The sequence below is a fragment of the Planctomycetia bacterium genome (assembly GCA_034440135.1).
Taxonomy (GTDB): domain Bacteria; phylum Planctomycetota; class Planctomycetia; order Pirellulales; family JALHLM01; genus JALHLM01.
On the sequence record JAWXBP010000181.1, the window covers coordinates 42,437 to 66,790 of the forward strand.

Annotated in this window: 19 protein-coding genes; 11 read left to right on the forward strand and 8 right to left on the reverse strand. The window is 62.3% G+C overall.

Going from position 1 to position 24,354, the window contains the following annotated elements; translation table 11 throughout:
* The first annotated feature begins 100 nt into the window (after nt 1-100).
* Both SGJ19_10580 and SGJ19_10585 read left to right on the forward strand, forming a co-directional pair.
* On the forward strand, nt 101-769 hold the full coding sequence (locus SGJ19_10580; protein ID MDZ4780688.1) for a DUF1559 domain-containing protein: 669 nt from the start codon (nt 101-103) through the stop codon (nt 767-769).
* 35 nt (nt 770-804) lie between these two features.
* A complete protein-coding gene (locus tag SGJ19_10585) occupies nt 805-1,428 on the forward strand; it encodes a hypothetical protein (GenBank protein MDZ4780689.1) in 624 nt (207 codons plus the stop codon).
* Nucleotides 1,429-1,438: 10 nt separating this feature from the next.
* Here SGJ19_10585 and SGJ19_10590 read toward each other — a convergent pair whose 3' ends face one another.
* The 3 genes from SGJ19_10590 to SGJ19_10600 form a co-directional block, all read right to left on the reverse strand.
* A complete protein-coding gene (locus SGJ19_10590; GenBank protein MDZ4780690.1) occupies nt 1,439-4,966 on the reverse strand; it encodes an efflux RND transporter permease subunit in 3,528 nt (1,175 codons plus the stop codon).
* A gap of 86 nt (nt 4,967-5,052) precedes the next feature.
* The gene (locus SGJ19_10595; GenBank protein ID MDZ4780691.1) at nt 5,053-6,405 is read right to left on the reverse strand and encodes an efflux RND transporter periplasmic adaptor subunit; all 1,353 of its coding nucleotides are present in this window, start codon (nt 6,403-6,405) and stop codon (nt 5,053-5,055) included.
* 33 nt (nt 6,406-6,438) lie between these two features.
* Complete coding sequence (locus tag SGJ19_10600; protein MDZ4780692.1) at nt 6,439-6,891, reverse strand: MarR family transcriptional regulator; 453 nt, start codon at nt 6,889-6,891, stop codon at nt 6,439-6,441.
* Between the two features lie 218 nt (nt 6,892-7,109).
* Here SGJ19_10600 and SGJ19_10605 point away from each other — a divergent pair, with 218 nt between their 5' ends.
* From SGJ19_10605 to SGJ19_10625, 5 genes are all read left to right on the forward strand, one after another.
* Complete coding sequence (locus SGJ19_10605; protein ID MDZ4780693.1) at nt 7,110-8,054, forward strand: hypothetical protein; 945 nt, start codon at nt 7,110-7,112, stop codon at nt 8,052-8,054.
* Between the two features lie 220 nt (nt 8,055-8,274).
* On the forward strand, nt 8,275-8,931 hold the full coding sequence (locus SGJ19_10610) for a PEP-CTERM sorting domain-containing protein (protein ID MDZ4780694.1): 657 nt from the start codon (nt 8,275-8,277) through the stop codon (nt 8,929-8,931).
* A 172-nt stretch (nt 8,932-9,103) separates the two neighbouring features.
* Complete coding sequence (locus SGJ19_10615) at nt 9,104-9,781, forward strand: isoprenylcysteine carboxylmethyltransferase family protein (protein MDZ4780695.1); 678 nt, start codon at nt 9,104-9,106, stop codon at nt 9,779-9,781.
* Between the two features lie 103 nt (nt 9,782-9,884).
* Nucleotides 9,885-11,483, forward strand: coding sequence for a HAMP domain-containing sensor histidine kinase (locus SGJ19_10620; protein MDZ4780696.1), 1,599 nt, complete (start codon nt 9,885-9,887; stop codon nt 11,481-11,483).
* Between the two features lie 4 nt (nt 11,484-11,487).
* Nucleotides 11,488-12,843 carry a sigma-54 dependent transcriptional regulator gene (locus tag SGJ19_10625; protein MDZ4780697.1) on the forward strand — a complete coding sequence of 452 codons (1,356 nt, stop codon included), beginning with the start codon at nt 11,488-11,490 and terminating at the stop codon, nt 12,841-12,843.
* Between the two features lie 99 nt (nt 12,844-12,942).
* Here the strand turns inward: SGJ19_10625 and SGJ19_10630 are convergent, their stop codons facing one another.
* Entirely contained in the window at nt 12,943-14,970 is a 2,028-nt protein-coding gene (locus SGJ19_10630) for an ABC transporter permease subunit (protein MDZ4780698.1), read from the reverse strand.
* Between SGJ19_10630 and SGJ19_10635 the strand changes: the two genes are divergently transcribed.
* The 4 genes from SGJ19_10635 (at nt 14,969) to SGJ19_10650 (ending at nt 20,259) form a co-directional block, all read left to right on the forward strand.
* Nucleotides 14,969-16,222, forward strand: a complete 1,254-nt coding sequence (locus tag SGJ19_10635; GenBank protein MDZ4780699.1) for a hypothetical protein — start codon at nt 14,969-14,971, stop codon at nt 16,220-16,222. The genes SGJ19_10630 and SGJ19_10635 overlap by 2 nt on opposite strands.
* A gap of 168 nt (nt 16,223-16,390) precedes the next feature.
* The gene (locus tag SGJ19_10640; GenBank protein MDZ4780700.1) at nt 16,391-17,554 is read left to right on the forward strand and encodes a PEP-CTERM sorting domain-containing protein; all 1,164 of its coding nucleotides are present in this window, start codon (nt 16,391-16,393) and stop codon (nt 17,552-17,554) included.
* A 244-nt stretch (nt 17,555-17,798) separates the two neighbouring features.
* Nucleotides 17,799-19,205, forward strand: a complete 1,407-nt coding sequence (locus SGJ19_10645; protein MDZ4780701.1) for a pseudouridine synthase — start codon at nt 17,799-17,801, stop codon at nt 19,203-19,205.
* Between the two features lie 169 nt (nt 19,206-19,374).
* Complete coding sequence (locus tag SGJ19_10650; protein MDZ4780702.1) at nt 19,375-20,259, forward strand: dihydroorotate dehydrogenase electron transfer subunit; 885 nt, start codon at nt 19,375-19,377, stop codon at nt 20,257-20,259.
* Here SGJ19_10650 and SGJ19_10655 read toward each other — a convergent pair.
* The 4 genes from SGJ19_10655 to SGJ19_10670 all read right to left on the reverse strand — a co-directional run.
* Nucleotides 20,242-20,475 carry a hypothetical protein gene (locus SGJ19_10655; GenBank protein MDZ4780703.1) on the reverse strand — a complete coding sequence of 78 codons (234 nt, stop codon included), beginning with the start codon at nt 20,473-20,475 and terminating at the stop codon, nt 20,242-20,244. The genes SGJ19_10650 and SGJ19_10655 overlap by 18 nt on opposite strands.
* 33 nt (nt 20,476-20,508) lie before the next feature.
* Nucleotides 20,509-21,741, reverse strand: a complete 1,233-nt coding sequence (locus SGJ19_10660; protein MDZ4780704.1) for an LL-diaminopimelate aminotransferase — start codon at nt 21,739-21,741, stop codon at nt 20,509-20,511.
* Nucleotides 21,742-22,009: 268 nt separating this feature from the next.
* Nucleotides 22,010-23,107 carry a hypothetical protein gene (locus SGJ19_10665; GenBank protein MDZ4780705.1) on the reverse strand — a complete coding sequence of 366 codons (1,098 nt, stop codon included), beginning with the start codon at nt 23,105-23,107 and terminating at the stop codon, nt 22,010-22,012.
* 329 nt (nt 23,108-23,436) lie between these two features.
* A partial coding sequence (locus tag SGJ19_10670) for an FkbM family methyltransferase (protein MDZ4780706.1) occupies nt 23,437-24,354 on the reverse strand: 918 nt, incomplete at its 5' end.

Genomic DNA, 24,354 nt, shown 5'->3' on the forward strand with positions numbered 1-24,354 from the left:
ACGCGGCTACGCCCGTTTTGCAATACGAACGCGCATCGATGCGCAATCTTCGCGCTCGCTGTGCGCGCCAAACCCACAAAACGACGGAAGGAATCTGCCAATGTTCACGAATCACAGCGAATGCAGAAACCATGCCAGCCCGCAGCGCGAGCGAGGGAGAGTAGGCCGTCCATTTAAGTCAGACGATCCACTTGAATGCGAAGTCAACTCTCCCTCGCTGGCGCGTCGGGCTAGTAGCTCGACGCTAGCATCCTCGCAGCGCGGATTCACACTCGTCGAGCTCTTGGTCGTGATCGCCGTGATCGGCATCTTGCTAGCGCTGCTGTTGCCGGCGCTCGGCATGGTGCGCGAGTCCGCGCGGCGCAGTCAGTGCCAATCGCAGTTGCATCAGATTGGCTTGGCGCTCGACATGTATCTGGAGAATCAAGGGCGCGTTGGGCGCTTTCCGCACGCGGCGCAACTGCCCTCGGTGACACCGCAATGGCCGTCGATCACCGCCGTGTTGGGGCCGCACATCGAAAAGAACGATGCCGTCTTCGCCTGCCCGGACGATCCCAAATACTTTCCGACCGAGCGCGTGAGCTACGAATATCCGATTCGTCGCCTGGCTGGCAAAACGCGCGATCAAGTCCGCAAACGCCGCACCGGCGCATTGCGCCCGTCGAGCGAAATCATCCTGATGTACGATTACGAAGCGGTGCATGGCGAACGAGGCACAGTCGGCTCCCGCAACGCGATCTTCCTCGACGGCCACGTCGAGCGCTATTAGTTCATTCATGTACCATTCATCGAAGGAGGCGCACGATGCGTCGTTGGTTCATTGCGATTACCTTGCTGTTAGTCTTGGGCGGCGCCTGGTATTGGTTCCGTGTTGACCCGGAGTTGGCCAAAGCCCGCGCGCTGCAATCACAACTCGCGGCGCTGGGCGAAAACGCCAGTTGGGACGAACGGCGTGTGTTGATGGAGCAAATGCGCGGACAGATGGAGCAACTCACCGACGAGCAGCGCCGCGAGTTGTTCCAGAACATGCGGGCGCCGTTCCAGGAACGGATGCGCGCCGCGGTCGACGGTTACTTCGCCGTTCCCGACGCGCAACGCCGCGCCTATCTCGATCAGCAAATCCGCGAAATGGAAAAACGCCGCGCGGAAATGCAACAGCGCTTCGCCCAACGCCCCCCCAGCGGCGAAAATCGCGGCCCCAACGGCGGCGGATTCCCCGGCGGCGGTGGACGCGGAGGCCCACCGAGTGGCGATACCCGTGACGGCGGACGCGGTGGCGCGGGCGGTGGTCCTGGCGGCGGGCGCGAACGAGCGATGCTCGATCACTCTACGCCGACGGAGCGTGCGCGATCAACAGAGTATTTCTCAGCGATGGAAAAACGCCGCAAGGAATTGGGCCTGCCGGAGGCGCCATTTGGGCGACGCTAAGTATGACCGCCTACCGACGCAGCGATTCCGCCGGCTGCAAGTGCGGGCGCGGCATGTCGACCGTGGTTTCCACCAACGCCTTGCTGACGGGCGGCGTCGCGGGCGGCTCGTCGGGGCTCCAGAGTAGTTGCGACAGCTTTTCTTTCGTGTCCATGGCCAAGCTGAACAAGGTTGGTACGAGGACCAGCGTGAAGATCGTCGAGACCAGCAGGCCGCCAAGCAACACGCTGCCGAGGCCACGGTAAAGTTCGCTGCCCGAACCTGGCGAAATCACCAGCGGCAGCAAGCCGAACAAACCGATCAACGCGGTCATAAAGATCGGTCGGATGCGGGTTCGCACGCTTTCCAAGATGGCACGGTGCGTGGCCATCTTTTCATCACGAATATGTACGAGCGCCTGTTCGACGATCAAGATCGGGTTGTTCACCACGGTGCCGACGAGGATGATGAAGCCGAGCATCGTCATCACGTCGAGCGCCTGGTAGTGCACCAGGTTCATCAACTTGAGACCGGCGAATCCGCCCACGGCCCCCAACGGCACGCTGAGAATGATCACGAGCGGGTACAACCAGGACTCGAACAGCGCGGCCATCAAGAGGTACGTGATAATCACTGCCAAGGCGAGGTTCCAGCCGAGTACTTTCCACGTTTGAGTCAACTTGTCGGCGGTGCCGGAGAGGACCATCTGGTAGCCCCCTTCGAGTTGCCCCGAGGCTTCCAACGGTGCGATGATCTGCTCTTTGATGAGCGTCATCGCATTTTCCAGCGGCATCTCTTCCGGCGGCAGGACCGAAATCGTGATCACGCGCATGCGGCGCACATGATTGATTTGCTCGGGCGCGCTCCCGTACTTGACGTCGGCCACGGCGGCCAACGAAATGAGTTGCCCGCCGGGCGTCGCCAGCGAAAGCGCCTCCAAGTCCTGCGTGCGCGAGGCGAACTGGTCGCCTCCCTTGATCGTGAGATCGATTTTGTCGCCGTCGATGAAGAAATCGCCGGCATAGGCGCCGTCGACCAGGGCGTCTACGGTGTAGCCCATGTCCTCGGCGCTGATACCCATGTCGGCGGCCTGCTGCCACTTGGGCACGACGTGCATTTCAGGGCTGGAAAGATCCAGACTCGGATTCGGGCGCCCTTGGCCGACTTTGACTTCGCCGTCGACGTCGACCTTGATCAATTCGGCAATCTTGCCCATCACCTGGCCGCCGAGCGATGACAGCCGACGGACGTCAGGGCCGATAATCTCGACGTCGATCGATCGCCCGCCGGACAATCCTCGCTCGAACAAGCTGCGCTTGTTGGCCACGGCCAACACGGCCGGCATGCCTTGGATGTTCTTCTTAAGCAGCTCGGTGGCTTCGTCGATCCGCGCGGGGTCGGCGGCGCGCAGGCCCATGAAGATGCTGCGACCGCGGGCGACGAAGAAGTAGTCGGCGATCGGCGGTCCGTCGAGGCCCTCCGCTTCCGGGCTGCCGACCTCGCAATTCCAATACGGCTCCAGGCGGCGTTCAACTTCCTCGCCCATGGCGAGCATGTGATTGAGGTTGAGACCTGGCGGCGGGATCAAGTTGGCGATCGCCAGATTGCGATTGCCGGTCGGCAGATACTCGCGATCGGGCAACATCAGGTAACTGCCGCCGATCGAGAGGCCAATCAGTAGGCAGATCACGACCAGGCGTCGCCACACGCCTTGCAACAGGTAAGTGTTGATCGCCACGACCGTGTTGACGAATCCGCGTCCGAACCAATCGAGCGGCGCGAGCAGGTAGTTCGCAAAGTTCTCGAAGCGATGCGTGGCGTGGCGTCCGGCACGGCGCAGTTCATCCCGGGAGAAGCGATGCTTGCCGTTGCGTTGATGCGCGGTTTCCAACTGGACGTCGAGTTCGAGTTTCCTATCCAGCGTCTTGAGCATCTTGCCGGCGGCCGTGGGAACAACGACCAGCGCCACGAGCAGTGAACAAACAAGCGCGCTGCTGGCGGCCAAGGCGATATCGCGAAACAATTGGCCGGCCTGATCGTGAACGAACAGCACCGGTACGAATACGGCGAGGTTGGCCAGCGTGGACGCCAACACCGCACCCCACACTTCTTGCGTGCCGCGCACCGTGGCCGAAATCGTGTCATCTCCGTCTTGGCGATGCCGATAGATGTTTTCCAGCACCACGATGAAGTTATCGACGAGCATGCCGACGGCGAACGCGATGCCGGCGAGGCTCAGGACGTTCAGAGATCGACCGAGCAGGTTCATGATCAGGAACATGCCCATGATGCTGACGAAGATCGACAGGAAGATGATCACCGTCGAGCGCAGGCTGCGGAGAAACACCAACAGGCAGATGAAAGTGAGCGCGGCGCCTTCGACGATGTTTTCGTTAACCAGGTCGATCGAGGAGTAAATATAGTCCGTTTCGTCGTAAACCTGGCGCAGAACCAGGCCGCGCTGTTTGAGGACGCCGTCGTTTAATTCCGCGGTGGCCGCGCGGAGGCCGGCCATCACATCCAGCACGTTCGCCCCGGTCTTGCGCGCGGCGTTGATGCCGACGACCGACTGTTCGTAACGGCGCATGAAGCCGTCGGGCTTCTTGTAGTCCAAGCGGACCGTGCCGACGTCGCGCACGTAGACGGGAATGCCGTCGCGCCGGGCGATGATCACGCCTTCGACTTCATCGGTCGTGCGGAACTGCCCGAGCGTGCGAACGACGTAACGCCGTTTGCCTTCCCAGAAATCGCCGCCGGACGTGTCTTTGTTCTGAGCGCGGAGCGCCTGTCGGACGTTGGAGATGGTCAGTTGCCGCGCGGCGAGCTTTTCCGGATCGACGACGACCTGAATCTCTTCTTCTTTACCGCCCATGACCATCGAATCGGACACGCCGTCGACGTTTTCGAAGCGGGCTTCGATGAAGTTGCGGGCAAAGCGCCGTTGCGTGGTGATATCCAACGGCGGCGGCAGCAGCACCTGCATTTCCGGATGCTTTTCCGCCATCGTCCGCATCCGGTACATTAGCAGGCCGATGTCCTTGGTGCGGAGGATCTGCTCCAGCCCCTGGTCCATCAGTTTCGGATGTTTTTCCGCAAACGCTTCCAGTTCCTTATGTTCCACGGGGCGCTGGCTGAGGATAAACCAGGCGATGAAGCGATCCGAGCCGTTCGAGGTGGTGATGACCGGCTTGTCGACGTTCTCCGGATATTGCCGGACCTGCTGCAAGCGCGTATTCGCCATCAGCAGTGCTTCGCGCATGTCGGCGTCGGGCGTGAACTCAAGCCGGATGCGGCCGCGCGAATCGGTCGATTCCGACGTCATCTTGTACAGCCCCTCCACGCTCTGGAGCTGCTCTTCCTGCGGCTGAATGATCTCGCTTTCGATCTCTTCAGGGCTGGCGCCTGGCCACACGGTCTCGATGGAAAGTTCGGGGACTTCCACATCCGGCGTGAGCTGCATCGGCATCGCCCGGCGGGCGATTTCGCCGAACATAATAATCAGAATCACGATGACGGTGACTTTGACCGGGTTCTGAACGAACGATTTGATCAAGGACATGATCGGATTTCCGTGGGCGGGAACGCATGCCGCAAGAGCGGTACGTCAAAGGAAATTCGCAAGGCAAGCCAAACTGCTTTCACGACCTACTTCTTCACCGCTTTCACTTCTCCATCGACCAGCACTTCCTGCATGGGTCGCAGCCGTTCATTCCCTTCGATAATCACCGTGTCGCCGGGCTTAACGGCGCCGATCACTTGAATGGTCGCATCCGACGCGATGCCCAACTGCACGGGCACCGGCCGCGCCTTGGCCATCTTGTTGGATGCATCCGCGCGATCAACGAGCCACACGACCGGCGTCGGGCCTCCGAGTACGACCGCGTCTTTCGGAACGAGCGTGGCCATTTCCGGTTTGCCGACCGGCAATGTCGCGCGGGCGAACATGCCTGGCATCAGCAGCGGGGCGCCGTCGACGAAAGTGTTTTCGACGCGGATCTTCACCGGAAAACTTCGCGAACGGAGGTCCGCTTGCGGGACGATGACCGCGACGTCGCCCGTAAAGGCATGTGTGGGGAGCGCCGTCACCTCGACGCGTGCATCGGAGCCGACGCGCAGGTTTTCGAGGTACTGTTCCAGCACCATAGCTTCGATATCCACGTGGTGAATCTCCACGACGTCGACGATCGGGCCGGCTTGTTGAACCCATTGCCCGACTTCGATCGATTCCGTGATCACGTAGCCATCGAAGGGCGCGCGGATCGTGTGTTTTTCCAGTCGATCGGCGATGAGGTTCGCTTGCTCGACGGCCACCGCGAGCTGCGCTTCGGCCTGGGCAAGCTGCTCCGCGCGCGGGCCAGCGACGGCCAAATCATGCGCGGCTTTCGCTTCCAACAAGGCCTGCGAGGCCTGTTCCGTCAGCGACGTGGCGTCCTGCAGCTCGGCTAAGCTGACCGCGCGGCGCTCGGTATAAAGTTGCTCGATCCGCTCCAGATTGTTGTGAGCGTAGGCGTTGCGGGCCTCGGCGCTCGCCATCCGTGCCCGCGCTTGTTCGATTTCTTCCGGACGTAATCCGTGTTGCAACTCCTCGAGTTCCGCCTGCCGGAGTCGCACTTGAGCTTGAGCGCCGGCAAGTTCGATTTCCAGCGTGCCGGTGCGCAATTGAGCGAGCGGCTGATCTTTCTTGACCGCGTCGCCCGCGTTGACCATGAACTCGATCACGCGGCCGTCGACGGCGCTACCGACCGTGCTCTTGCGGAGCGGCATGACGGTGCCGACGAATGTCTGCCCCGCGGTAACTTCTTGTTCGATCACTGGCGTGACCTTGACGTTCGCCGGCGGCGCCTGCGCGAGGGCCGGCAGGCACATCGACAGGAAGACGGCCAGGCTGCCAAAACCGCTGGGCAGGCGCCGAGGTCGCGACGGCGGTCGCAGGACGGCCGCCTTCGGCGCCCGGGCCGGCGCCAATCGCCGCACCAGCCGCGGCAGCAGAAATTTCACCAGACGCGCCACTCCTCGACGAAACGCACTCATTTAGCCCACCCCACGTGCCGTCAAGGCGTTCAAGTTGACTTGCATGCGCCGCAAATAGTCCAAGAACTGTTCACGCTCTTGCGGCGTGAAATCCCGCACCGCCTGATCGCGAACTCGTTGCGCCGATGGCTTGCTGGCGTTCCAGATCGGTTCCGCCTTGAGCGTTGCCCGAACAAGCTTCTTACGGCGGTCGCCCGGGCAAGGCATGCGCTGAATCCAGCCGTGCTGTTCCATGCGATCGAGGACCGTGACCAAGGTGGCCGGCTCGATTTGCATCCGTTCGGCGAGCTCGTTCTGGGCGAGCCCACCCTCGATGGCCAACCAGGCCAGCACTTGCCACTGTCGGAAGGTCAGACCCAAGGGGGCTAGCTCTTCGTTCAGGGTTCGCTGCATCATGTGCGCGGAAGTGCAGAGCCAATAGCCGATACTGGAGTTGAAATCGTGCTCTAACATCGATGCTGGCCCACGAACTCAGATTGTTAGGCGCCTAATGATCTAATTGGATCATACCGCTTCGACCTTGCGGACTCAATGAAAAAAATCACCGATTGGGCCCGCCGGCCTGACCCGGAGCATCGGCTGGTATTTTGCTGCTTCGTTGACCGGGGCGCGTTGTCAACTTAGCTTGATACGGAACGAACGCCCGATGCGGCAATATCCGGGAGCGACCGATGGTTTCCACATTACTTCGCGCGATGGTGGCGACATCGCTGGCCTTCGTTTTGGCCTCGAATGCGGGCGCTACGCCGATTCGGCTCACACTTCAGCCGGACAGTTCGTTGGACGTTTCGCTCGTCCTCGTGGGTTCGATCGATGGCGAAGACTCGGCGACCAGCGAAATCACCGGCTACTTCGATGCGGAGATCGATTTCGACGCGCAAGGACGTCCCGTCGGCTCGCGGATTGTCGGCGCAGACTTAAATGCGTCCGACGTTTCACTTTCGATCCCGCTCGGGTTTCCACTTGGTTCCCTGGACGTTGACGCCAGCGGGCTGCATCTGACCGCGTATACGCCTGACGCGCCGCCGAATCCACCTGTCGACCCGGTGACGGGAGCATTCGACCTGGATCAACACCGCTTTCGGCTCGACGCCGGGACGGCCTCGGCGGACAGCACGCTCTACAGCGCGGAATTTGATTTCGCCGTTGAGCCGGAGGAGTTCACGCCGCTAGACGGCATGACCGGCACGTTGACGCAGCTCAACGGCCCCGCGGGCGGACCGGTGACGCTCGTCACTCCGATCGCGCTCCAGGAATTCGTGACGACGGTGGATTTGGGCATTTTTGGCTCGGTGGACATCTTTATCGAACTGAACGGAACCCTCGTGGCAGAAGGGCCTTATGAACCGGATTCGGTGGCCGGCGACACCAACGGGGACGGCGCCGTGACGATCGAGGACCTGAATAATGTTCGCAACAACTTTGGCGGAACTGGTCAGGGAGACGCTACGGGAGATGGCCTCGTGAATATCGAGGATCTCAACGCCGTGAGGAACAATTTTGGGACCGGCCAGGCGGCCGCGGTTCCGGAACCCTCTTCACTTTGCCTGCTGGCGGTGGCAGCGATGTTTTGCCTGACGGCGGCGCAGTTTGGGACGACGGGGAAAGCTTGTTGATAAATTTCCGAAAAACGCTTTTCAACTTGTTGCAATGCCGGTAGGGGTGGGTTATACCAGAAGTACCGCTGAAGGATTCTCTCTGTCGTGACTCATGGCAATGGGATGTTTCTAGCGCTTTTGCTTGGCGATAACAGTGCGAGCGCCTTGTGCCCCTCGTGCTGAAATGTGTGAAGGACGTCATTTCTACGGTCACCACTGCATCAAAGAGGAGCCACTCGTGAAGTTGAAAAGCTACATGCGGTTGGCTGCATGCGTCGCACTGGCCTTGATGGTCAGTTACGCAACGCCAGTCCGCGGTGCATTGTTGGCCCCGGCATCCGTGCTGATTCCGGGCGCCGCAGAACCAGATCCGGTCGGAGCAACGTTACTCTTCTCCACGGGAGCGGTGCCGTTCGCGGTGCCAGGGTCGTTTTCAGGCACGCTGACCTCGTCAGTGTACAGCCCTGATCCGTCCAATCCCTTGTTGGGCGTGACGCTGACCTACTTGATCACGAATGACGCCGCCAGCGCGAATTCCATCGGCCGTTTCACGGTCGACGGATATTCGGGTTGGGGAACTGACGGGAGCTATCAAACTCCCGTCGCGGGTGTCGCACCCGCATCGATCGATCGGAACGTGTCGGGGGACGTGATCGGCTACAATTTTGTGCCGACCGGCGCTCCTGCTACGGGTTTCCTCATTCCCGGCGGGTCGAGTGCGTTGTTGGTCGTCCAGACTGACGCGCCTTCGTATACGGCGGCTTTGGGAAGCTTGATCGACGGCGGTGTGACAACTGTTCCCTCGCTGGGTCCAGCTGTGCCGGAACCCTCGACCATTGCTTTGGTCTTGGGCGGATTGGCTAGCCTGGGCGTATATCGTCTGCGTCGCCGTTAAAAGCACGGGGCTCTCGGGGCCTCCGCAAGACTGATTGTCCTTCGTGTCGAGCGGCCCAATTGGGCCGCTCGACTTTTTTTATGCGCGGATGTCGCCATTGCCGCAACTTGGCCGACACGGCTATCATCCGCTGCGCGAAACACGCCTGAAACGACCAAGGAGGGGCGGTGGGATGCTCTCGAAACTGAGATTCTCACGTGGTCCGCTGCGCTGGTGGATCATGGTCGCCGGCTTGCTCTTCGGGAACGTTACTCTCGCTGGCTTCGGCATCGGGACAGTTTTGATCGTCCTCGGCGCGGCGCTGCACGTTGGGTCGAAGGCCGCGCTCTGGCAGAATCGCCAGTTGTCGACGGACGGCCCTTACCGTTTTACGCGGAACCCCTTCTACCTGGCGAACCTGTTGATCGACGGGGGGCTGTTGGTGGTGATCGGGCGGTGGGAAATCGCCATGCCCGCGGTAGCGGCGTGGATTTGGGTCTATCACCGGACCATCGCGGCAGAAGAAGCCACGCTGCGAAGTTTGTTTGGCGAGGCGTTTGACGCCTATTGCCGCCGCGTGCCAAGGTTTGTCCCGTTCCCAAAGCGCTATTTGTCGCGCGACGAAATTACTGGGCCGCGATGGACCTGGAGCAATCCGAATCTTGCGACGGGCAAAGAATGGACCCGGGCCTGCCGCGTGCTGATGTGCCCCTGGCTGCTGCTGGCGGCGGCGATGGCGCGTCAAGCAACCGACTTCGAATCTACCGCGCTCGGCCTGGGGCTTGCGATGGCGATGGCGTGCGTCTGGCTTTTTGCCGGCACGTTGGCGTCGCCTCGAAAGCGTCCGCACCTGGGCACTGAATCACCGTAGGTCCGCTGGCTCGCCAAACGACGCAGTTTATCTTGTCCGTGCGGCGGCGTAGCGCATATACTTCCGCGCTCGTTTTTCTGGCGCAGCGACAAGGAGGTCGCCGTTGCTTGCCCGTTGGCCTATTCGTAATAAGCTGCTGCTCGGCCTGGCCCTGTTGCTGGTGAGCGTCGCCGCGCTCAGCGGTACCGGCTTTCAGGGCGTCTACGCGTATCGCGGACTGGTCAAAAGTCTCGGGCGCCGCGCCGCGGAGTTGCCGTTAGCGGCGAATCTCAATCAGAGCGTCGGCGACCTGCGGCTGACGTTGCGCGAATCGCGTGCGCAGCCAGCCTGGCCGGCGACGGACGCCTCAGGCGAACGCACGACGATTCCTGGCGAGTCCTTCCACGAGCGCTGCGCGCTGGTGCAAGAGTCGTTGCGGCTCTACACGCTGCAGTTGCGCGACAGCGCGGAGCGCAACCCGCGGATCGGCGACGCCACGCGTTCGCAGGAATGGGAGACGGTGGCCGAAATCGAAGCCTCGCTCCAGCGGATCCAGCAACTCGACGCCGCCGACCTGTGGCTCCAAGATGAAGTCGTCGCCGCGAAGCTTGACGGCGAGTTGGCGAATTTGCAGCAACTCACGGCGCAATTGCCGAGCTACTTACACGCCGAGATCCGTCACGTCGCCGATGAAGTGCGCGGGCAGTATCGCGCGCTGATCGGCATCAGTTGGGTCACCAGCGTGACGGCGGCACTCGCGCTGGGGTTGATGGTGCGTCTGTTCTACCACTGGGTGTTTCGTCCGCTGCGCGTGTTGATCAAGGGTTCGCGCAAGGTGGCGTCGGGGCAATTTGGGTATCGGATTCACCTCGAAACTCAGGACGAGATGGCCGAGCTCGCCGACGCGATGAACGATATGACGGCCCGGTTCCAGGCGATTCGCGACGATCTCGATCGTCAGGTGCAATTGCGCACCAAGCAGGTGGTGCGCAGCGAACAGATGGCGAGCGTCGGATTCCTGGCCGCCGGCGTGGCGCATGAAATCAATAATCCCTTGGCCGCCATCGCTATGTCGGCCGAGTCGCTGGAACGGCGCCTGGGCGACCAGCAATTCGCCGATCCTGATCAGCAGTCGTTGGTGAAACGCTACCTGGCGATGATCCAAAGCGAGGCGTTTCGCTGCAAGGAAATCACCGAGAAGCTGCTCGATTTCTCGCGATCGGGCGAAGTCCGGCGTCAGCGCACGGAGTTGCGCGCGCTGGTGCAAGGCGTCATCGAGATGTCGAGCCATTTGGAACGCTATCGCGGCAAGCAAGTGTCGCTCGATGCGGAACAACCGGTTTACGCTTGGGTGAACGCGCAGGAGTTGAAACAGGTCGTGCTGAACTTGATTGCCAATGCGCTCGATAGCCTCGGTGAAGGCGGACGACTCACCGTGCAAATCAAGCAGCGCGGCGCGAACGCCGAGTTGGCGTTCGCCGACACCGGTTGCGGGATGACACCGGAAGTGTTGGAACATCTCTTCGAGCCGTTCTTCACGCGCCGCAAAGGGGGCCAAGGGACCGGGCTGGGATTGTCGATCACGTATCGCATCATTCAGGAACATCAGGGACAGATCGAGGCCACGAGCGCCGGGCCGGGTCAGGGATCGCGCTTTGTCGTGACCTTGCCGTTGGGCCCCGAAGACAAGGAGTCGAGCCATCGCTACCACCAAGCCGCGTAACAAGCTGAAGCTGCTGTTCGCCGACGACGAGCGTTCCTTGCAGGACTTGATGAACATCGAGCTCCGCAGCATGGGGCATGAAGTAACGGTTTGCCCCGACGGGCTAACCGCCGTCGCCGCGCTCGAAGTCAATTCGTTCGACTGCATCCTCGTTGATCTCGATATGCCCGGGCTGAATGGCATGCAAGTCATCGCCAAGGCGAAGGAGCTTTCGCCAGATACCGAGGCTGTCGTGCTGACGGGGAAATCGTCGCTGGAAACGGCCGTCGCAGCGCTGCGGCATGGCGCATTCGACTATCTGACGAAGCCCTGCAAGTTGATTGAATTGGAAGCGTTGCTGGAACGCGTGGCGCAAAAGCGCGAGCTGACGAACAAATATCGCGCAATTAAGCGCCAACTGGCGAGGCTCGAAGGTCCGCCGAAGTTAGTCGGCCAAAGCTGCGGCATGGAGGCGGTGCGCAAGCTCATCGCCAAAGTCGCGCCGACGCAATCCACGGTACTCGTGCGCGGCGAGACCGGCACCGGCAAGGAGTTGGTCGCCCGTGCGCTGCATGATCAGAGCGTCCGCGCGGAGCAGCCGTTCGTGGCGATCAACTGCGGGGCGCTCCCCGAGAGTTTGATTGAAAGCGAACTGTTTGGCCATCGCAAAGGCGCCTTCACCGGCGCGGAAGAACATCGCGTCGGGCTGTTCGAAGTCGCCAACGGCGGAACGCTATTCCTCGACGAAATTGGCGAGTTGCCAAAGTCATTGCAGGCCAAGTTGCTGCGCGTGCTGGAATCGGGCGAGATTCGCCGCGTGGGTGACAACAGCCCGACGATGGTCGACGTGCGGATCGTCTGCGCGACGCATCGCGACGTGGAAGAAATGGTCGACGCCGGCGATTTCCGCGAAGACTTGATGTTCCGCATCAACACGTTCGAGATCCGTTTGCCGAACTTGCGCGAGCGCACGGAAGACATTCCGGATCTAGCCCGAGCGTTGCTGCTGCGCAACTGGCCGCAGTTGCGTCCCGCGGATGAGTGTTTCACCGACGAGACGACGGCGCTTTTGCAAGGACATTGCTGGCCCGGCAACGTGCGCGAGTTGGCGAACGTCATCGAACATGCGGCGATCCTCGCCGAAGCGCCGCCGATCCGCCCGGAACATCTCCCCAGCCGTTTCGACAGCCGCCGATTGCGCACCACGCTGACGCGCTTCGCGCCGGCGATGACGCTCCGCGAGCTCGAAATGCAGGCGATCCATCAATCGCTGGAGCGCCAACAAGGCAACAAATCCCGCGCCGCCGAAGAACTCGGCATCAGCCTGAAGACGCTCTACAACAAGCTGAATCAGGAGGCGGAGCTGGATAAGTCGGCTTAGCTGAGCGAAGTCGATGCTTGCGAGTCGCGCATCACTCTCACGCTTCGTCGCCCTCCTGCGTGTCTCAGCGCCTCCGCGGTTCCGACGCGTAACGCGTGATCATTCCGCATCGCCGCCGGTCGTTCGGCCAGTTGCGATGTCGAATTCGAAGAGGGCGGGGACCAGCATTGCCAGCGTGGCGAAACTGTAAGTCGTCCCGACGGTGAGAAACACGCCGAGCGTGTTGCCGAGTTCGAAGCTGGTGATGGAGTAGAACGTCGCGAAGGGCGCGAAGAAGGTAGCAATGGCGAGCGCGTTCGAGGGGTTGCGCATGCCGAGGGCCACGTAGAGCGACAACGCGCCGACCAGGTTGATCAGCAGGAACACCGGGAACTGTCGATAGAAATCGCCTCGGAAGGCGGCCATGATCTGCATCGAGACCCAGACGCCGATGAACAGAAAAAACACGGTGCCGAGGCTGACCGTGATCGCAGCCATCGAACTGCCGTAGGTCATGCCGCAATGCACGCCGAGCATCGTGACAAACGCCACCAGGACGACTAAGCCCACGCAGACGAACAATAAGTTCTCGCCGCCGATCGCGCCGTTCCAGGCCAGATAAACGCAGAGCGCCAACGGCAGCAGGATCATTTCCTTGGCGTTGTAGAGCGCGCCGGCGAGTTTGCCGAAGATGATTTCTTTCGGCGTCAGATCGGTGACGAGCAGCAGGTCGAGCGCCCGGGCATCCCGTTCGCTGGTGATCGACGTCACGGCCTGCGCGTTGACGAGCACAAGGCTTAACACCGAAAGCAGCGCCAGCGGCGTGGCGATATCGGCGCGGTGCGCGTAAGTCGCCGCGTTCACGGCCCGTTGCGCGGCAATGGCCGCCAGCGCGAACATTGCCAAATACGCCACGCGAATCATCAGGATTCGGGTGCCGTAGGCCCAGGTGCGCACCTCGCGCCAGAGTATGGGGTTGTCCCACACGCGGCGCGACGGTCGCGGCTGCCTCGCGGTGACGGCCGGCGCGGCGGTTTCCGGCGTGGCGGCCTGCCGGCCCGTGAAGATCTTGCCTTCCTTGTCGTCGGCCAGCACGAGGCGCTGCGCGCGCGTGGGATTCCAGACCCGCACGCGCCAGACGGCGATGGCATTGAACACCGCGGCCAGGCCGAACCCAAATATGACGTAGCCGCCAACGACCGAGCGCAGGAAATCGAGCGATGAACCCGAGGCGTATTGTGCGCGCGTGGCCGCTAACACGGCCCGCCATGGCGTTAGGGTCTCGGCCCAATGGATGGCGCTGACGCCGCGAATGGACGCCCCGAAAACGCCGGCGGCGATGATCTCGCCTAGGGCGAACCAGGCCGCCAACGTCATCGCCGTGAGGGCCAATGTTTGGAAGGTTTTTTCGCGCCAGAGGGCGAGCAATCCGCCCAGGCTGCCGGCCGCGAGCACCGTGGCGAGCGTCACCGCGAACACGCGAATGATCTGACCAATCGAGATGCCGCCGAAAAGGGCGATAAATACAAACAACGGAAACGCGGCGGCCAGCACCATCAGGATGCGGAGAATACTGGCCAGCAGTTTGCCGAGGACCAACTCCGAGTTGTTCAGCCGCGTCAGGAGCAGCAGCTCCAAAGTGCGACGGTCCTTCTCATGCGCCACGGCGGCCGCGGCCGAGAGAGCGGCGAAGAACGTCAGCACCACGAGTTGCAGCCGGGCCAGCAGTTGGAACAAGAACGTCCCGTACCGGGCATAATCGCCGATGGTCAGCCGTTGCTGCGAAAAGCGGAAGGCCAGAAACGTGGTACAAACCAGGAGAAAGAGCGCGGCGACATACGCCGCTCGAGTGGCGAACAAGCGCCAACTGCGCGGGGCGGTAACCAACTCGCGGGCGAATACCGGACCGACGAACAAGGGAAATGATGAATGCAGAATGATGAATGATGAATGTCGATTAACGCCATCGTATCCTGCCCGCAGCCGGGGCGGTAGATTCTGGCGCAGGGAGCGAGGCCGTTCGCCCAGTTCCCCTAAAACGCCCGGTTGCGCCGTGACGGTTTCCGTCTTGTTGTATTTCTCGCAGGTCCCGTATACTTCGCCGCCCTCGGTTATCGAGATTTTCGTCGGCGTGGAGCGGCGTGGCATGGATGCCCGTTCGATCGTGATGTGGACCGCCACTCTGGTAGCACTTTTGCTGCCGGCGGAGCATGTCGCGGCGCAACGCGCGAACAACGGCGCGGCGCGAGAGAAAACCAAGGTCAAGACGCGGCCCATCGAGCCGCTCGATCCGGCGGCGCCAGCGACCGAATCCGGGGTCCGTCCCGCCGCGGCGGAGAGCCCCTCGGAGAATGGCCTGAGTCCGGTGAGCCCCCAGGCGTCCGGCAGCGGCGCGCGCGTCACTCGCGGAACCGGTGCGCTTCCCAACGAACATGGCCAGGTCTGGCGCGACTACGACATTAGCCCCTTTGCCGAGCGCGCGAGCGAGTTGCCGCATCCGGAACAGGCGATCATCGACTGGATCTTGCGCGAAACCGGCTACGAATTCTGGCACTCGGAGCCGCTGGGAATCCTGAGCGCCACGCCCAAGGCTCTGCGCGTCTACCACACGCCTGAGATGCAGTCTACGGTGGCTGGCATCGTGGATCGCTTCGTCAATCCGAAGGAAGCCAATCGCGCTTGCGGACTGCGATTGATCTCCCTGTCGAATCCCAATTGGCGCTCCCGTGCGCCAGCGAAGTTGACGCCGGTCGAAGTTCAATCCGCCGGCGTGCAGGCCTGGTTGGTGGCCAAGGAAGACGCCGCGATTCTCTTGGCCGAACTGCGCAAACGCAGCGACTTTACGGAATACGGTTCGCCCCAACTCTTAGTGCCGAACGGGCAGCCGACCGTCGTCTCCTCGTTGCGCACGCGCACTTTCACGCAACACCTGCTGCCGGGCCTGCCGGGCTTTGCCACGTATGAGCCGAAACTCGCGGACATCCAAGAAGGCATCGCGGTCGAACTGACCCCGTTGGTTTCCCCGGACGGTGCGTCGATCGATGCCCTCGTGAAGTGCAATATCGATCAGGTGGAGCGGATCGTGCCGGTGGCCATCGAAACCGGCACCGCACTGCTGACAACGCAACGCACCAAAATCGAAGTTCCACAACGATCACAACTGCGAGTGAAAGAGACCTTCCGTTGGAGCGTTGACGAGGTGCTGGTGATCAGTCTGGGGATCGTTCCCTCGCCCACGCCCCGCGACGAAAACCTGTTGGAAAAGACGCTCTCACTGCCCACGGGCGGCCCGGCTCGGGCCGAAGTGCTGCTGTTCGTGGAAAGCCGCGGCGCCATCGCACCGACGGCCGCGACCACGGCTGGCAAGACTACTCGGAACGGGGCGAACGGCCGCTATTAGCATGGCCGACTTTCCGGCCAGTTGCGAGAAAACCCTGGCGATTTTCCGGAAAATCGTTGACAGGGACCCTCGTGGCGGTCTACCGTGTTCGGCAGCTTCAATGACGGTGCGCGCGGACAGAGATCGGCGTTGGGCTTTGATGTCGACAACTTTGAAGGGGGGAACGCTATGTTGATGCGCTGTGGCGCGCTGGCAGGCCTGGGCCTGGCCATGTTCGGTTCGATCTTAGGAGACGTCGCACGTGCGAACGTCATTCCGCTGGTTTCCGCGTCGGCATCCTCGGGTTTGGGAGGCGGATTTGACCGCACTTCGATCCACACCGTGGATCAATCCGGCCTGACCGGCGACGAGCATTCAGACGCACCCGATGGGAGCATGTGGCTCACGAACGGCACGTTCGCCGCGCCCAATGACACGACGCCGCAGATCACGTTCGACCTGGGCGCCTCGTACCTGGTCGAATCGATGAAGGTCTGGAACTACAACGAGTCTGGACTGGCCTCGCGCGGAATTAGTTCCGCTCGCATTTCGGTGGCTGGCGCCGACCAAGTGTTCTCGCCATTGATCGACGCTCAGGCGCTCACCGTCGCTCCCGGTACGCCGGGGGACTTCTCGCAGTCGATTGCACTTGGCGGAGCGACCGCGCGTTATGTGCGCATTGACAACATCACGAACGCTGGCGACGGGAACGCGTTCGCCGGTCTGAGCGAAGTGCGTTTTGACGGTGCGCTCGCTCCGGGCGAATCGCGCGAACTGCCGCTGCGTACCACGATTGAAGAAGTCTCCAGTAGCCTCTCCGGATTCAATCGTGGACCTGAGTATCTCGTCAACCATGCGGGTATGGGCGGCAAGGCTCACAGTCGCGCCCCGGACGGCATGATGTGGCTGAATCAAGGCTCTTTCCCGAACGTGCCGCCGGAACAGTTCGACCTGGACCCGTTCATCGTGTTCGACGTCGGGGCGGAAAAGGCGCTCGATCGGTTGGTGATCTGGAACTACAACGAAGCCCTGCAAGGCCGGGACGACCTGTTGATTCGCGGCATCAAGACGGCCGACATCCTGGTCGCCGGCGAGGATAAGGTGTTCACGACGCTCGTCGCCGGGCAAGAGTTGACCATCGGTCCAGGCACGGATGACGTCGACTTCGGTCAGATCATTGATCTGACTGGAACGACGGCCAGGTACATCAAGCTCGACAATCTGGTCAATCACGGGGCCGGTAATGATTTCATCGGTCTGAGCGAAGTTCAGATCTATGAAGTTCCAGAGCCGAGTTCCTGGGCACTGCTGGGCTTGGGCACGTTGGCGCTCCTGGCGCGGCGGCGCAAATAGGCGATTCGTCGCTACCATTTCGCCGAGAATTCGGGCCGTTCCCTGCTGGGAACGGCCCTTTTGTTTGGGCAGGCCGCTATTTCAACCAAATTCTGGCACAACGACGGATTCGGCGAGGGCAGAGTCCCTGGGGGAACGCCGTCGCTTGGATTAGAATCGGTGGTTCCAAGTGGCATGCCGCGCAAGTGATGGCGCGTACACCGCGCTGGCTGAATCGACAAATTGATGACCGAGGACACATGCCATGAGTGAAAACAAACCCCGTGGCCCGCGCCCAGCACGCGGCAATAGCGGCCCGCCTCGCAGCGGCCAAGGGCGGCCTTACAGCGGCAAGCCCGGCGGGCGTCCGCCCGGAGGCCCGCGCAGAGCGCGCCCGCCTCAACGGCCCTCGCGTGACACGGCGCGGCCCGATGACGGCCGCGAGCGCCTGCAAAAGGTCATGGCGACGGCCGGCATCGACAGCCGCCGGCAATGCGAGGAATTGATCCTCGCGGGCCGCGTGGAAATCGATCGCCAGGTGGTGCGCGAGTTAGGCACTACGGTCGATCCGACCAAGCAGGAAATCCGTGTCGACGGCGAAGTGCTGAAGCTGCGCAATCGCCGGGAATACATTGTCATCAATAAGCCGCGCGGCGTGGTTTGTACGAACGACGACCCGGATGGGCGTCAGCGCGTGATCGATCTCTTGCCGCGGATGCGCGAGCGGTTGTTCACGGTCGGCCGGCTCGACATGGAGAGCGAGGGCCTGATCCTCGTTACGAACGACGGCGAATTGGCCAACATGTTGGCACACCCGCGCTACGGCGTGCCGAAGGTATACCACGTGCTCGTGGCTGGAGTGCCGAACCGAGAAGAGTTAGCGCAACTCACCGAAGGCGTGCGCCTGGCGGAAGCCTATGTGCGTGCCGAGCGGGCGGAAGTTCGCGCCGAGCACAAGCAAAGTGCGACGCTGGAGATCGTACTTCGCGAAGGGCGCAATCGTGAGATTCGCCGCATCCTGGCGCGAATCGGACACAAGGTGATGCGGCTGAAACGAGTTTCCATTGGCGGCGTCAAACTCAAAGAGATGCAACCCGGCGAATGGCGGCGATTGACTTCGGAGGAAGTCGGTTGGCTGCGCAATTCCGGCGAAGGGGACCGCGAGAACTCGCGCGAACGCGATACGAGAAGTCGCTCTCGCGATACCGCCGGCCCACGCCCCGAGCGACGTCCGCCGCGCACTGGCAGCGCCGTTCCGCGCACCGGTGCGCCGCCCAGAAGTGGCACGGCATCTCGCACTGGTGCTCCGCCTCGCACTGGCGCTGCGCCTCGCGCCGGTGCTCCGCCTCGCACTGGTGCTGCGCCCCGCGCCGGTGCTCCGCCGCGAAGTGGCGCGCCGCCACGGAGCGGAGGAGCAAATCGAGGAGGCGTTGGGCGACCGCCGCGAGATGGGCAGCAAAGCCGCTCGCGCGATCAGTCCGGCCCGCCGCCGCGTCGCATGCCGGTACAGCCTCCGATGGAACTCAGCGACGCGCCGCCAATCGTGGTCGGCATGTTCGCCGACGAGCCGGGGACGATTAAGCCCTTGCCGAAGGTCAAGCCGACGAGCGGAAAGCGTCCCAAACGCCGGGTGCTGGTCGGTTCCGCGTTGCGTAAGAAGAAGCGATCGTGAGAAGCAAGTCTTCTGTAGCCGCCCTCTGTGAGGGCGGTGGAGCGGGCGTAGTATACAAGGACGGCGCTTTGCTTGCAGTCAGCGATTGCTCCCCGAGGTCACAGACCTCGGCTACAGACGGATGGATGAACGCGGTTCAGGACTGAGGCGCTGTAGAGCGACATAGCACGTGAGCCATCCCCTGGAATCTTGCCACTTTGCCGATCACGCCTGGTGCGGTGAAGCCCGCGTGTTGGAGCACGTGCCGCTGGCGCGCGGGACGCATCGCGTGCGGCTCGCATGCCCGGACCTTGCACGGCAGATCGTGCCTGGACAATTCGTGATGCTCCGGCTGCCAGGCACGGACGATCCCCTGCTCGGACGGCCGCTCGCGCTCTATGACACCGTGCTCGACGACGCTGGGACGCCGATCGGCATCGACGTCGTGTACCTTGTCGTTGGCAAGATGACCGGCCGACTGACGAAGGTCGTCGCTGGCGATGCCCTGCAAATCTGGGGACCGCTCGGCAACGGGTTTCCGGCGCGAGCCGTCGAGCATCTGATGATGGTCGCTGGCGGCATCGGCCAGACGCCGTTCGCGGCGCTGGGACGCGAGTTTCTTGGCAAGCGAAGCTACGGCGATCCAACGCGACGCGGCGCGCAGGCTTCGCGCGTGACGCTCTGCTACGGCGCGCGTTCGCAGGAATACCTCGCTGGCGTGGAAGACTTTCAGCTCCTCGGCGTCGACGTTCGCCTGGCCACGGATGACGGTTCCGCTGGTGCGAAGGGATTCGTCACGGCGGAACTGGAACGCTTGCTGTCGGAACCCAACGCCGCGCCGGTGGATCAAACTCGGATCGTCTGCTGCGGCCCAGAGCCGATGATGGCCGCCGTGGCGAAGATCGCCGCGGCGCGGGGCATTGCTTGCGAAGTTTCGTTGGAAACGCCGATGGCCTGCGGCCTCGGCATCTGCTTCAGTTGCGTAGCACGAGTGCGCGACGCCAGCGGCGAATGGGATTACCGCCGCACCTGCGTCGAAGGCCCGGTCTTCGACGCCTCAACGATTGTGTTTTGACCGCCGTTTCGGCTTCGGCTCATCCAGCGGCGGAATCACAATCTCATCCGCCGGCACCCAGACGGGGTTGCCATGCTCGTCGGCAAACACGACGGGGTGGCCGGAACGCTTGTGGTCGAGCAGGGTCTCATTGACGGCCGCCTGCACGGCGCGAACAACCGGGTCCGTTTCGATGCGATGAGCGTTTGATTTGGCCGCCCGTGATTTCTTGGCCATCGCGATCCTCGCCGTGGTTCTTCGACGTCCGCTCTAAAACTCCGGCCGGATTTGCTTCAGACGGCGCTCCGTTTCCGCCATCAGGGCGTTTTCTGCCGCTTCGTCCGGGGCTTCGTAGGTGACGGAGAAGCGGAGGAAGGCGCCGGCGTCGTCCCAGGGGACGGTGCAGATGGAGTGCTCGGTGATCAGGTATTGGCTGGCCGCTTCCGCGGTTTCGAAGCGCGGGCCGTTGGCGATGCCCTTGGGTGAGGCCGTGTAGATAAAATACGTGCCGCCCGGCATCTTGCAGGAGAAGCCGCAGCGCGTGAGCACGTCGACGAGTTTCTTCGAGCGACGTTCGTACTTTTGCCGCACGGCCGCCGTGATCGAGTCGTCGTCGAGCGCCGCGGCGCCGGCGCGTTGGATTGCCATGAATTGGCCGGAGTCGCTGTTGTCCTTGACGTCGGCCAGCGCTTGCACGATCCGTTCGTGACCACAGACCCAGCCGATTCGCCAGCCGATCATGTGGTAGCCCTTTGACATCGAATGGACTTCGACGCCAACCTCTTTCGCGCCGGGGATCGACAGGAAGCTGAGTGGTTCCGCCGCGTAGGACAGCATGATGTGCGCGGCGTCCTGCACGACGACGACGCGATGCTCCCGCGCAAATTCCACCACCTGGGTATAGAACTCGCGAGTGGCCAGCTTGCCGGTCGGGCTGTTCGGGTAGTTGAGCACCAGCAACTTGACGCGCTTCAGGATGTCCGGCGGGATCGATTTCAGATCCGGCAGGAAATCGTGCTTCGCCAGAAGTGGCAGGCGATGGACTTCGCCCCCATAGTAGCGTGTGTGCGTCCCCGCGACCGGATAGCCCGGCACGGTCATCAGCGTCACGTCGCCCGGGTTGATGAACGCCGCCGGCAGCATCGCCAGCGCGGTCTTTGAGCCGATGCAGTGATTGATTTCCTTGACGGGGTCCAACTCGACGCTGAACCGCCGCTTCATCAGCCGCGCGACGGCGTCTTTGTAGTCCTGGATGCCGTTGTCGGCGTAGCCGCGGTTCTCCGGGCGGTTGATTTCCTCGGCCATCCGCGCGCGAACCTGCGGCGGGGCCATTTCGTCGTTCTCGCCAATCCCAAAGTCCACCAGCGCCCGTTCCGGATGATCGGCCAGGGCCTTGCGCTTGGCCCGTTTGATCTTTTCGAACTTGTAGATCTCGGTGCCCTTGCCGTAATTGGCGCCGCCGATCCGCTCGGCAAACAGGGTCTGGAAATAGGGATCGCTCATCGGTTCACTTCAGGAAAGCTGCGGGGAAAATAGCGCCAGGCGCGCGAAGAAATCTTGCCCCGTCACGTTAACGGAGAAGGAGGCGAGGAACAAGGCGGCGGTTCACACCGTCAGCGCGGATCGGCCATCGACTGTGGGAGGCGTCTCCGACGCCGATGCGAACGACGCGAGCATAGCGATCGGAGCTTCTCTCGCGAAAAGCGCCAAATCCATCGGCGTCGGAGACGCCTCCCACAATTGTTCAAGAATGCCAAGCTGAACGACCTGCTCACACCGTCATGTGCGACGGGACGGTGCTGTCGTACCCGCGGATTGGCTGGCCGGTCAGCTGCAAGTAGGCGACGATCGACAGCATGAAGAGCATCGGAAAAGTAAAGAAAGTGCCCACGAGGCAGGCGCAGACGCCCGCGAAGGCCATGATGGCGCCAAGAATCCCGATCGCGAACAGCGCAAGGCGATTGCCCGGCGTGATTTGTCCGGAAATGCGAATGCCTTCGATCACACCTACCGGCTGGTCGACGTACACATACCACGCCTGGCCGTAAGTCAGTCCAACCCAGGCCCACGGAATGAAGCACACGGCCGCAGTGACGCAGCCAGCGATGATCCCCGCTTCCTCGTCATTGCTAGCAGCGGCAATGGCGAATCCGACAATGAGCGCGGGTGCAAAGATCACTAGACCCGCGATGCTTCCCAAGAGTGACAGCAGCAATCGCTTCCACAGGAGCAGATGCCCAGAAAAAAGCCGTGAGAACGGTGGTGACAAGCCCTTTGCCGTTTCAAAGTAGAAGATATCGCGACCTGATGCCAGCCAGATCGCAAGCAACCCATTCGTGAGTCCATGTGCGATTTGCAGAATTGCCACGAACACTCTGTCTACGCCACCAGCCTGCATTCCAACCAACGTGAACGCGCCACCGTAGTTAAAGGCCTGGCCGATGAGCCACTCCACGAAGTACACCGCGATCAGCATCCCCATGTTAGCCTTGAATACCGGCCACATGACCTCGAACACGCCGTTGACACTGATTCTTGTGGGGCGCAGTACGCCGGTGGCGAGCGGCGAGGAATAGGGATTGTCGGAGCCGGACAGCGGCGCTGCATAAGGATTGTCACTCGCCGGCGCCAGGCGTTGCGGCATCGGCGCGCTGGCGAAGGGGTTCGTCCCGGCCGTGCCAAACGGTGAACCCGTCGGTGGTGGCGGCGGTGAGGGCGGCTCGATGCCAAATTCGTCCGCAGGGGGCGGGCCGAGCATGGGCACCGCGACGAGCGTCGCGCAGGCCGGGCACTTGGCTTGCTTGCCCGCGGCGTCGTCGCCGACGCGCAACAGTTTCTGGCATTGCGGACAACGAAACTCGATCGGCATAACGGCTGCCCCCCGGTGCAATCCAAAACTCGCAGATCACGGCTCGCGCGCCACGCGCGATCGCTACCGGCGAAGTTGTCACATAATAGTACCTCGCCGCACGCCGCACCACGGGAGATTGTTCGATTCCCGCGGGCGTTCCTTGGGCCGGGGGAGGTGTGCCCGCGAAACACGCGAAACCCACGAAAGGTCCGGGCAAATGCAAGTTTGCGCTACGTCTTGGGAACTGCCTTCGGCCCGATCGCCCAATTGTTGAAAGTTCTTGACCGGCTAAATGTGTCGGCCTTCTGTCGCAGCTCATTTTTCGCGTGTTTGGCGTGTTTCGCGGGCTAATCTCTGAGATCATCGACCGGAGCGCGGGAGGTGCAGAGGATGTTCGTAACTGGTGGGTCGATGACTTGATCGAAGTAGGGACGGGAGATGTCGAGCGGTGTTGCGGGGCGTTCGGCGATGTAGGTGCGGACCAGGCCGAGCGGGACGAGTTGCCGGACGACTTCGCAGGGGTCGACCCCCGTGCGCTCGAAGACTTTTCGATGGGCTTCGATGGTGACGATCCAGGCCGGTGCTCGTGACAGAACGTCGAGCGCGCCGCGCAACACGGCCTGTTCTCCACCTTCGACGTCGATTTTTAGGACCAGACAGCGCGAGGTCACGTCCAGCGGCAAGTCGGCGAGCCGCCGCACGAGGATGTCACCCTCGGCATGCGGCCGCAGGAACGCGGCGTGCGGCGAATTGTCGTAGGCTGGCTGCGCGAGCCGCCCTCGGCCATTGAAGTCGGCGATCGCGAAGGGCAAGCACTGCGTCGCGACCGGCCAGCTTGCCAGATTGCGCGCGAGGATTTCACGAGCCTCCGGGTTCGGTTCGCAGGCGACGACTTCCTCGATGCCTGGAGACTGGGCGCACAACAGTCCGGCCACAAGGCCGACGTCGGCGCCGCAATCGACCAACACGGCCGGTAGGCCGATTGCCGTTAATTCCTTGGTTACTGCGCCGACGAGTTGTTGCTCATAGGCCAGCGATTCGCACTCAGCCAACTGATTGGGCCGCCGCCACAACGGCATCTCGACGGCGATGCGATCCGACAAGGCGTAGCGGGCCGTAACATTGAGCCGGCCCGAACGTTCCAGCCACTCAATCAATCGATACCCGCCGCGCAAGCGATGGCGAATCAAGCAACGAGCAAATCGAAAAAGCAATGGCGGAGGCATTGATGCAACAGTGACGAAAATGCGGGGTGCCACTGGCGG

What these genes read in the sequence shown, in the direction of transcription:
- SGJ19_10580 (MDZ4780688.1), top strand. Translation starts at nt 101, where the DNA reads ATGTTCACGAATCACAGCGAATGCAGAAACCATGCCAGCCCGCAGCGC.
- SGJ19_10585 (MDZ4780689.1), top strand. Translation starts at nt 805, where the DNA reads ATGCGTCGTTGGTTCATTGCGATTACCTTGCTGTTAGTCTTGGGCGGC.
- SGJ19_10590 (MDZ4780690.1), bottom strand. Translation starts at nt 4,966, where the DNA reads ATGTCCTTGATCAAATCGTTCGTTCAGAACCCGGTCAAAGTCACCGTC.
- SGJ19_10600 (MDZ4780692.1), bottom strand. Translation starts at nt 6,891, where the DNA reads ATGTTAGAGCACGATTTCAACTCCAGTATCGGCTATTGGCTCTGCACT.
- SGJ19_10605 (MDZ4780693.1), top strand. Translation starts at nt 7,110, where the DNA reads ATGGTTTCCACATTACTTCGCGCGATGGTGGCGACATCGCTGGCCTTC.
- SGJ19_10615 (MDZ4780695.1), top strand. Translation starts at nt 9,104, where the DNA reads ATGCTCTCGAAACTGAGATTCTCACGTGGTCCGCTGCGCTGGTGGATC.
- SGJ19_10635 (MDZ4780699.1), top strand. Translation starts at nt 14,969, where the DNA reads ATGGATGCCCGTTCGATCGTGATGTGGACCGCCACTCTGGTAGCACTT.
- SGJ19_10630 (MDZ4780698.1), bottom strand. Translation starts at nt 14,970, where the DNA reads ATGCCACGCCGCTCCACGCCGACGAAAATCTCGATAACCGAGGGCGGC.
- SGJ19_10640 (MDZ4780700.1), top strand. Translation starts at nt 16,391, where the DNA reads ATGTTGATGCGCTGTGGCGCGCTGGCAGGCCTGGGCCTGGCCATGTTC.
- SGJ19_10645 (MDZ4780701.1), top strand. Translation starts at nt 17,799, where the DNA reads ATGAGTGAAAACAAACCCCGTGGCCCGCGCCCAGCACGCGGCAATAGC.
- SGJ19_10655 (MDZ4780703.1), bottom strand. Translation starts at nt 20,475, where the DNA reads ATGGCCAAGAAATCACGGGCGGCCAAATCAAACGCTCATCGCATCGAA.
- SGJ19_10660 (MDZ4780704.1), bottom strand. Translation starts at nt 21,741, where the DNA reads ATGAGCGATCCCTATTTCCAGACCCTGTTTGCCGAGCGGATCGGCGGC.
- SGJ19_10665 (MDZ4780705.1), bottom strand. Translation starts at nt 23,107, where the DNA reads ATGCCGATCGAGTTTCGTTGTCCGCAATGCCAGAAACTGTTGCGCGTC.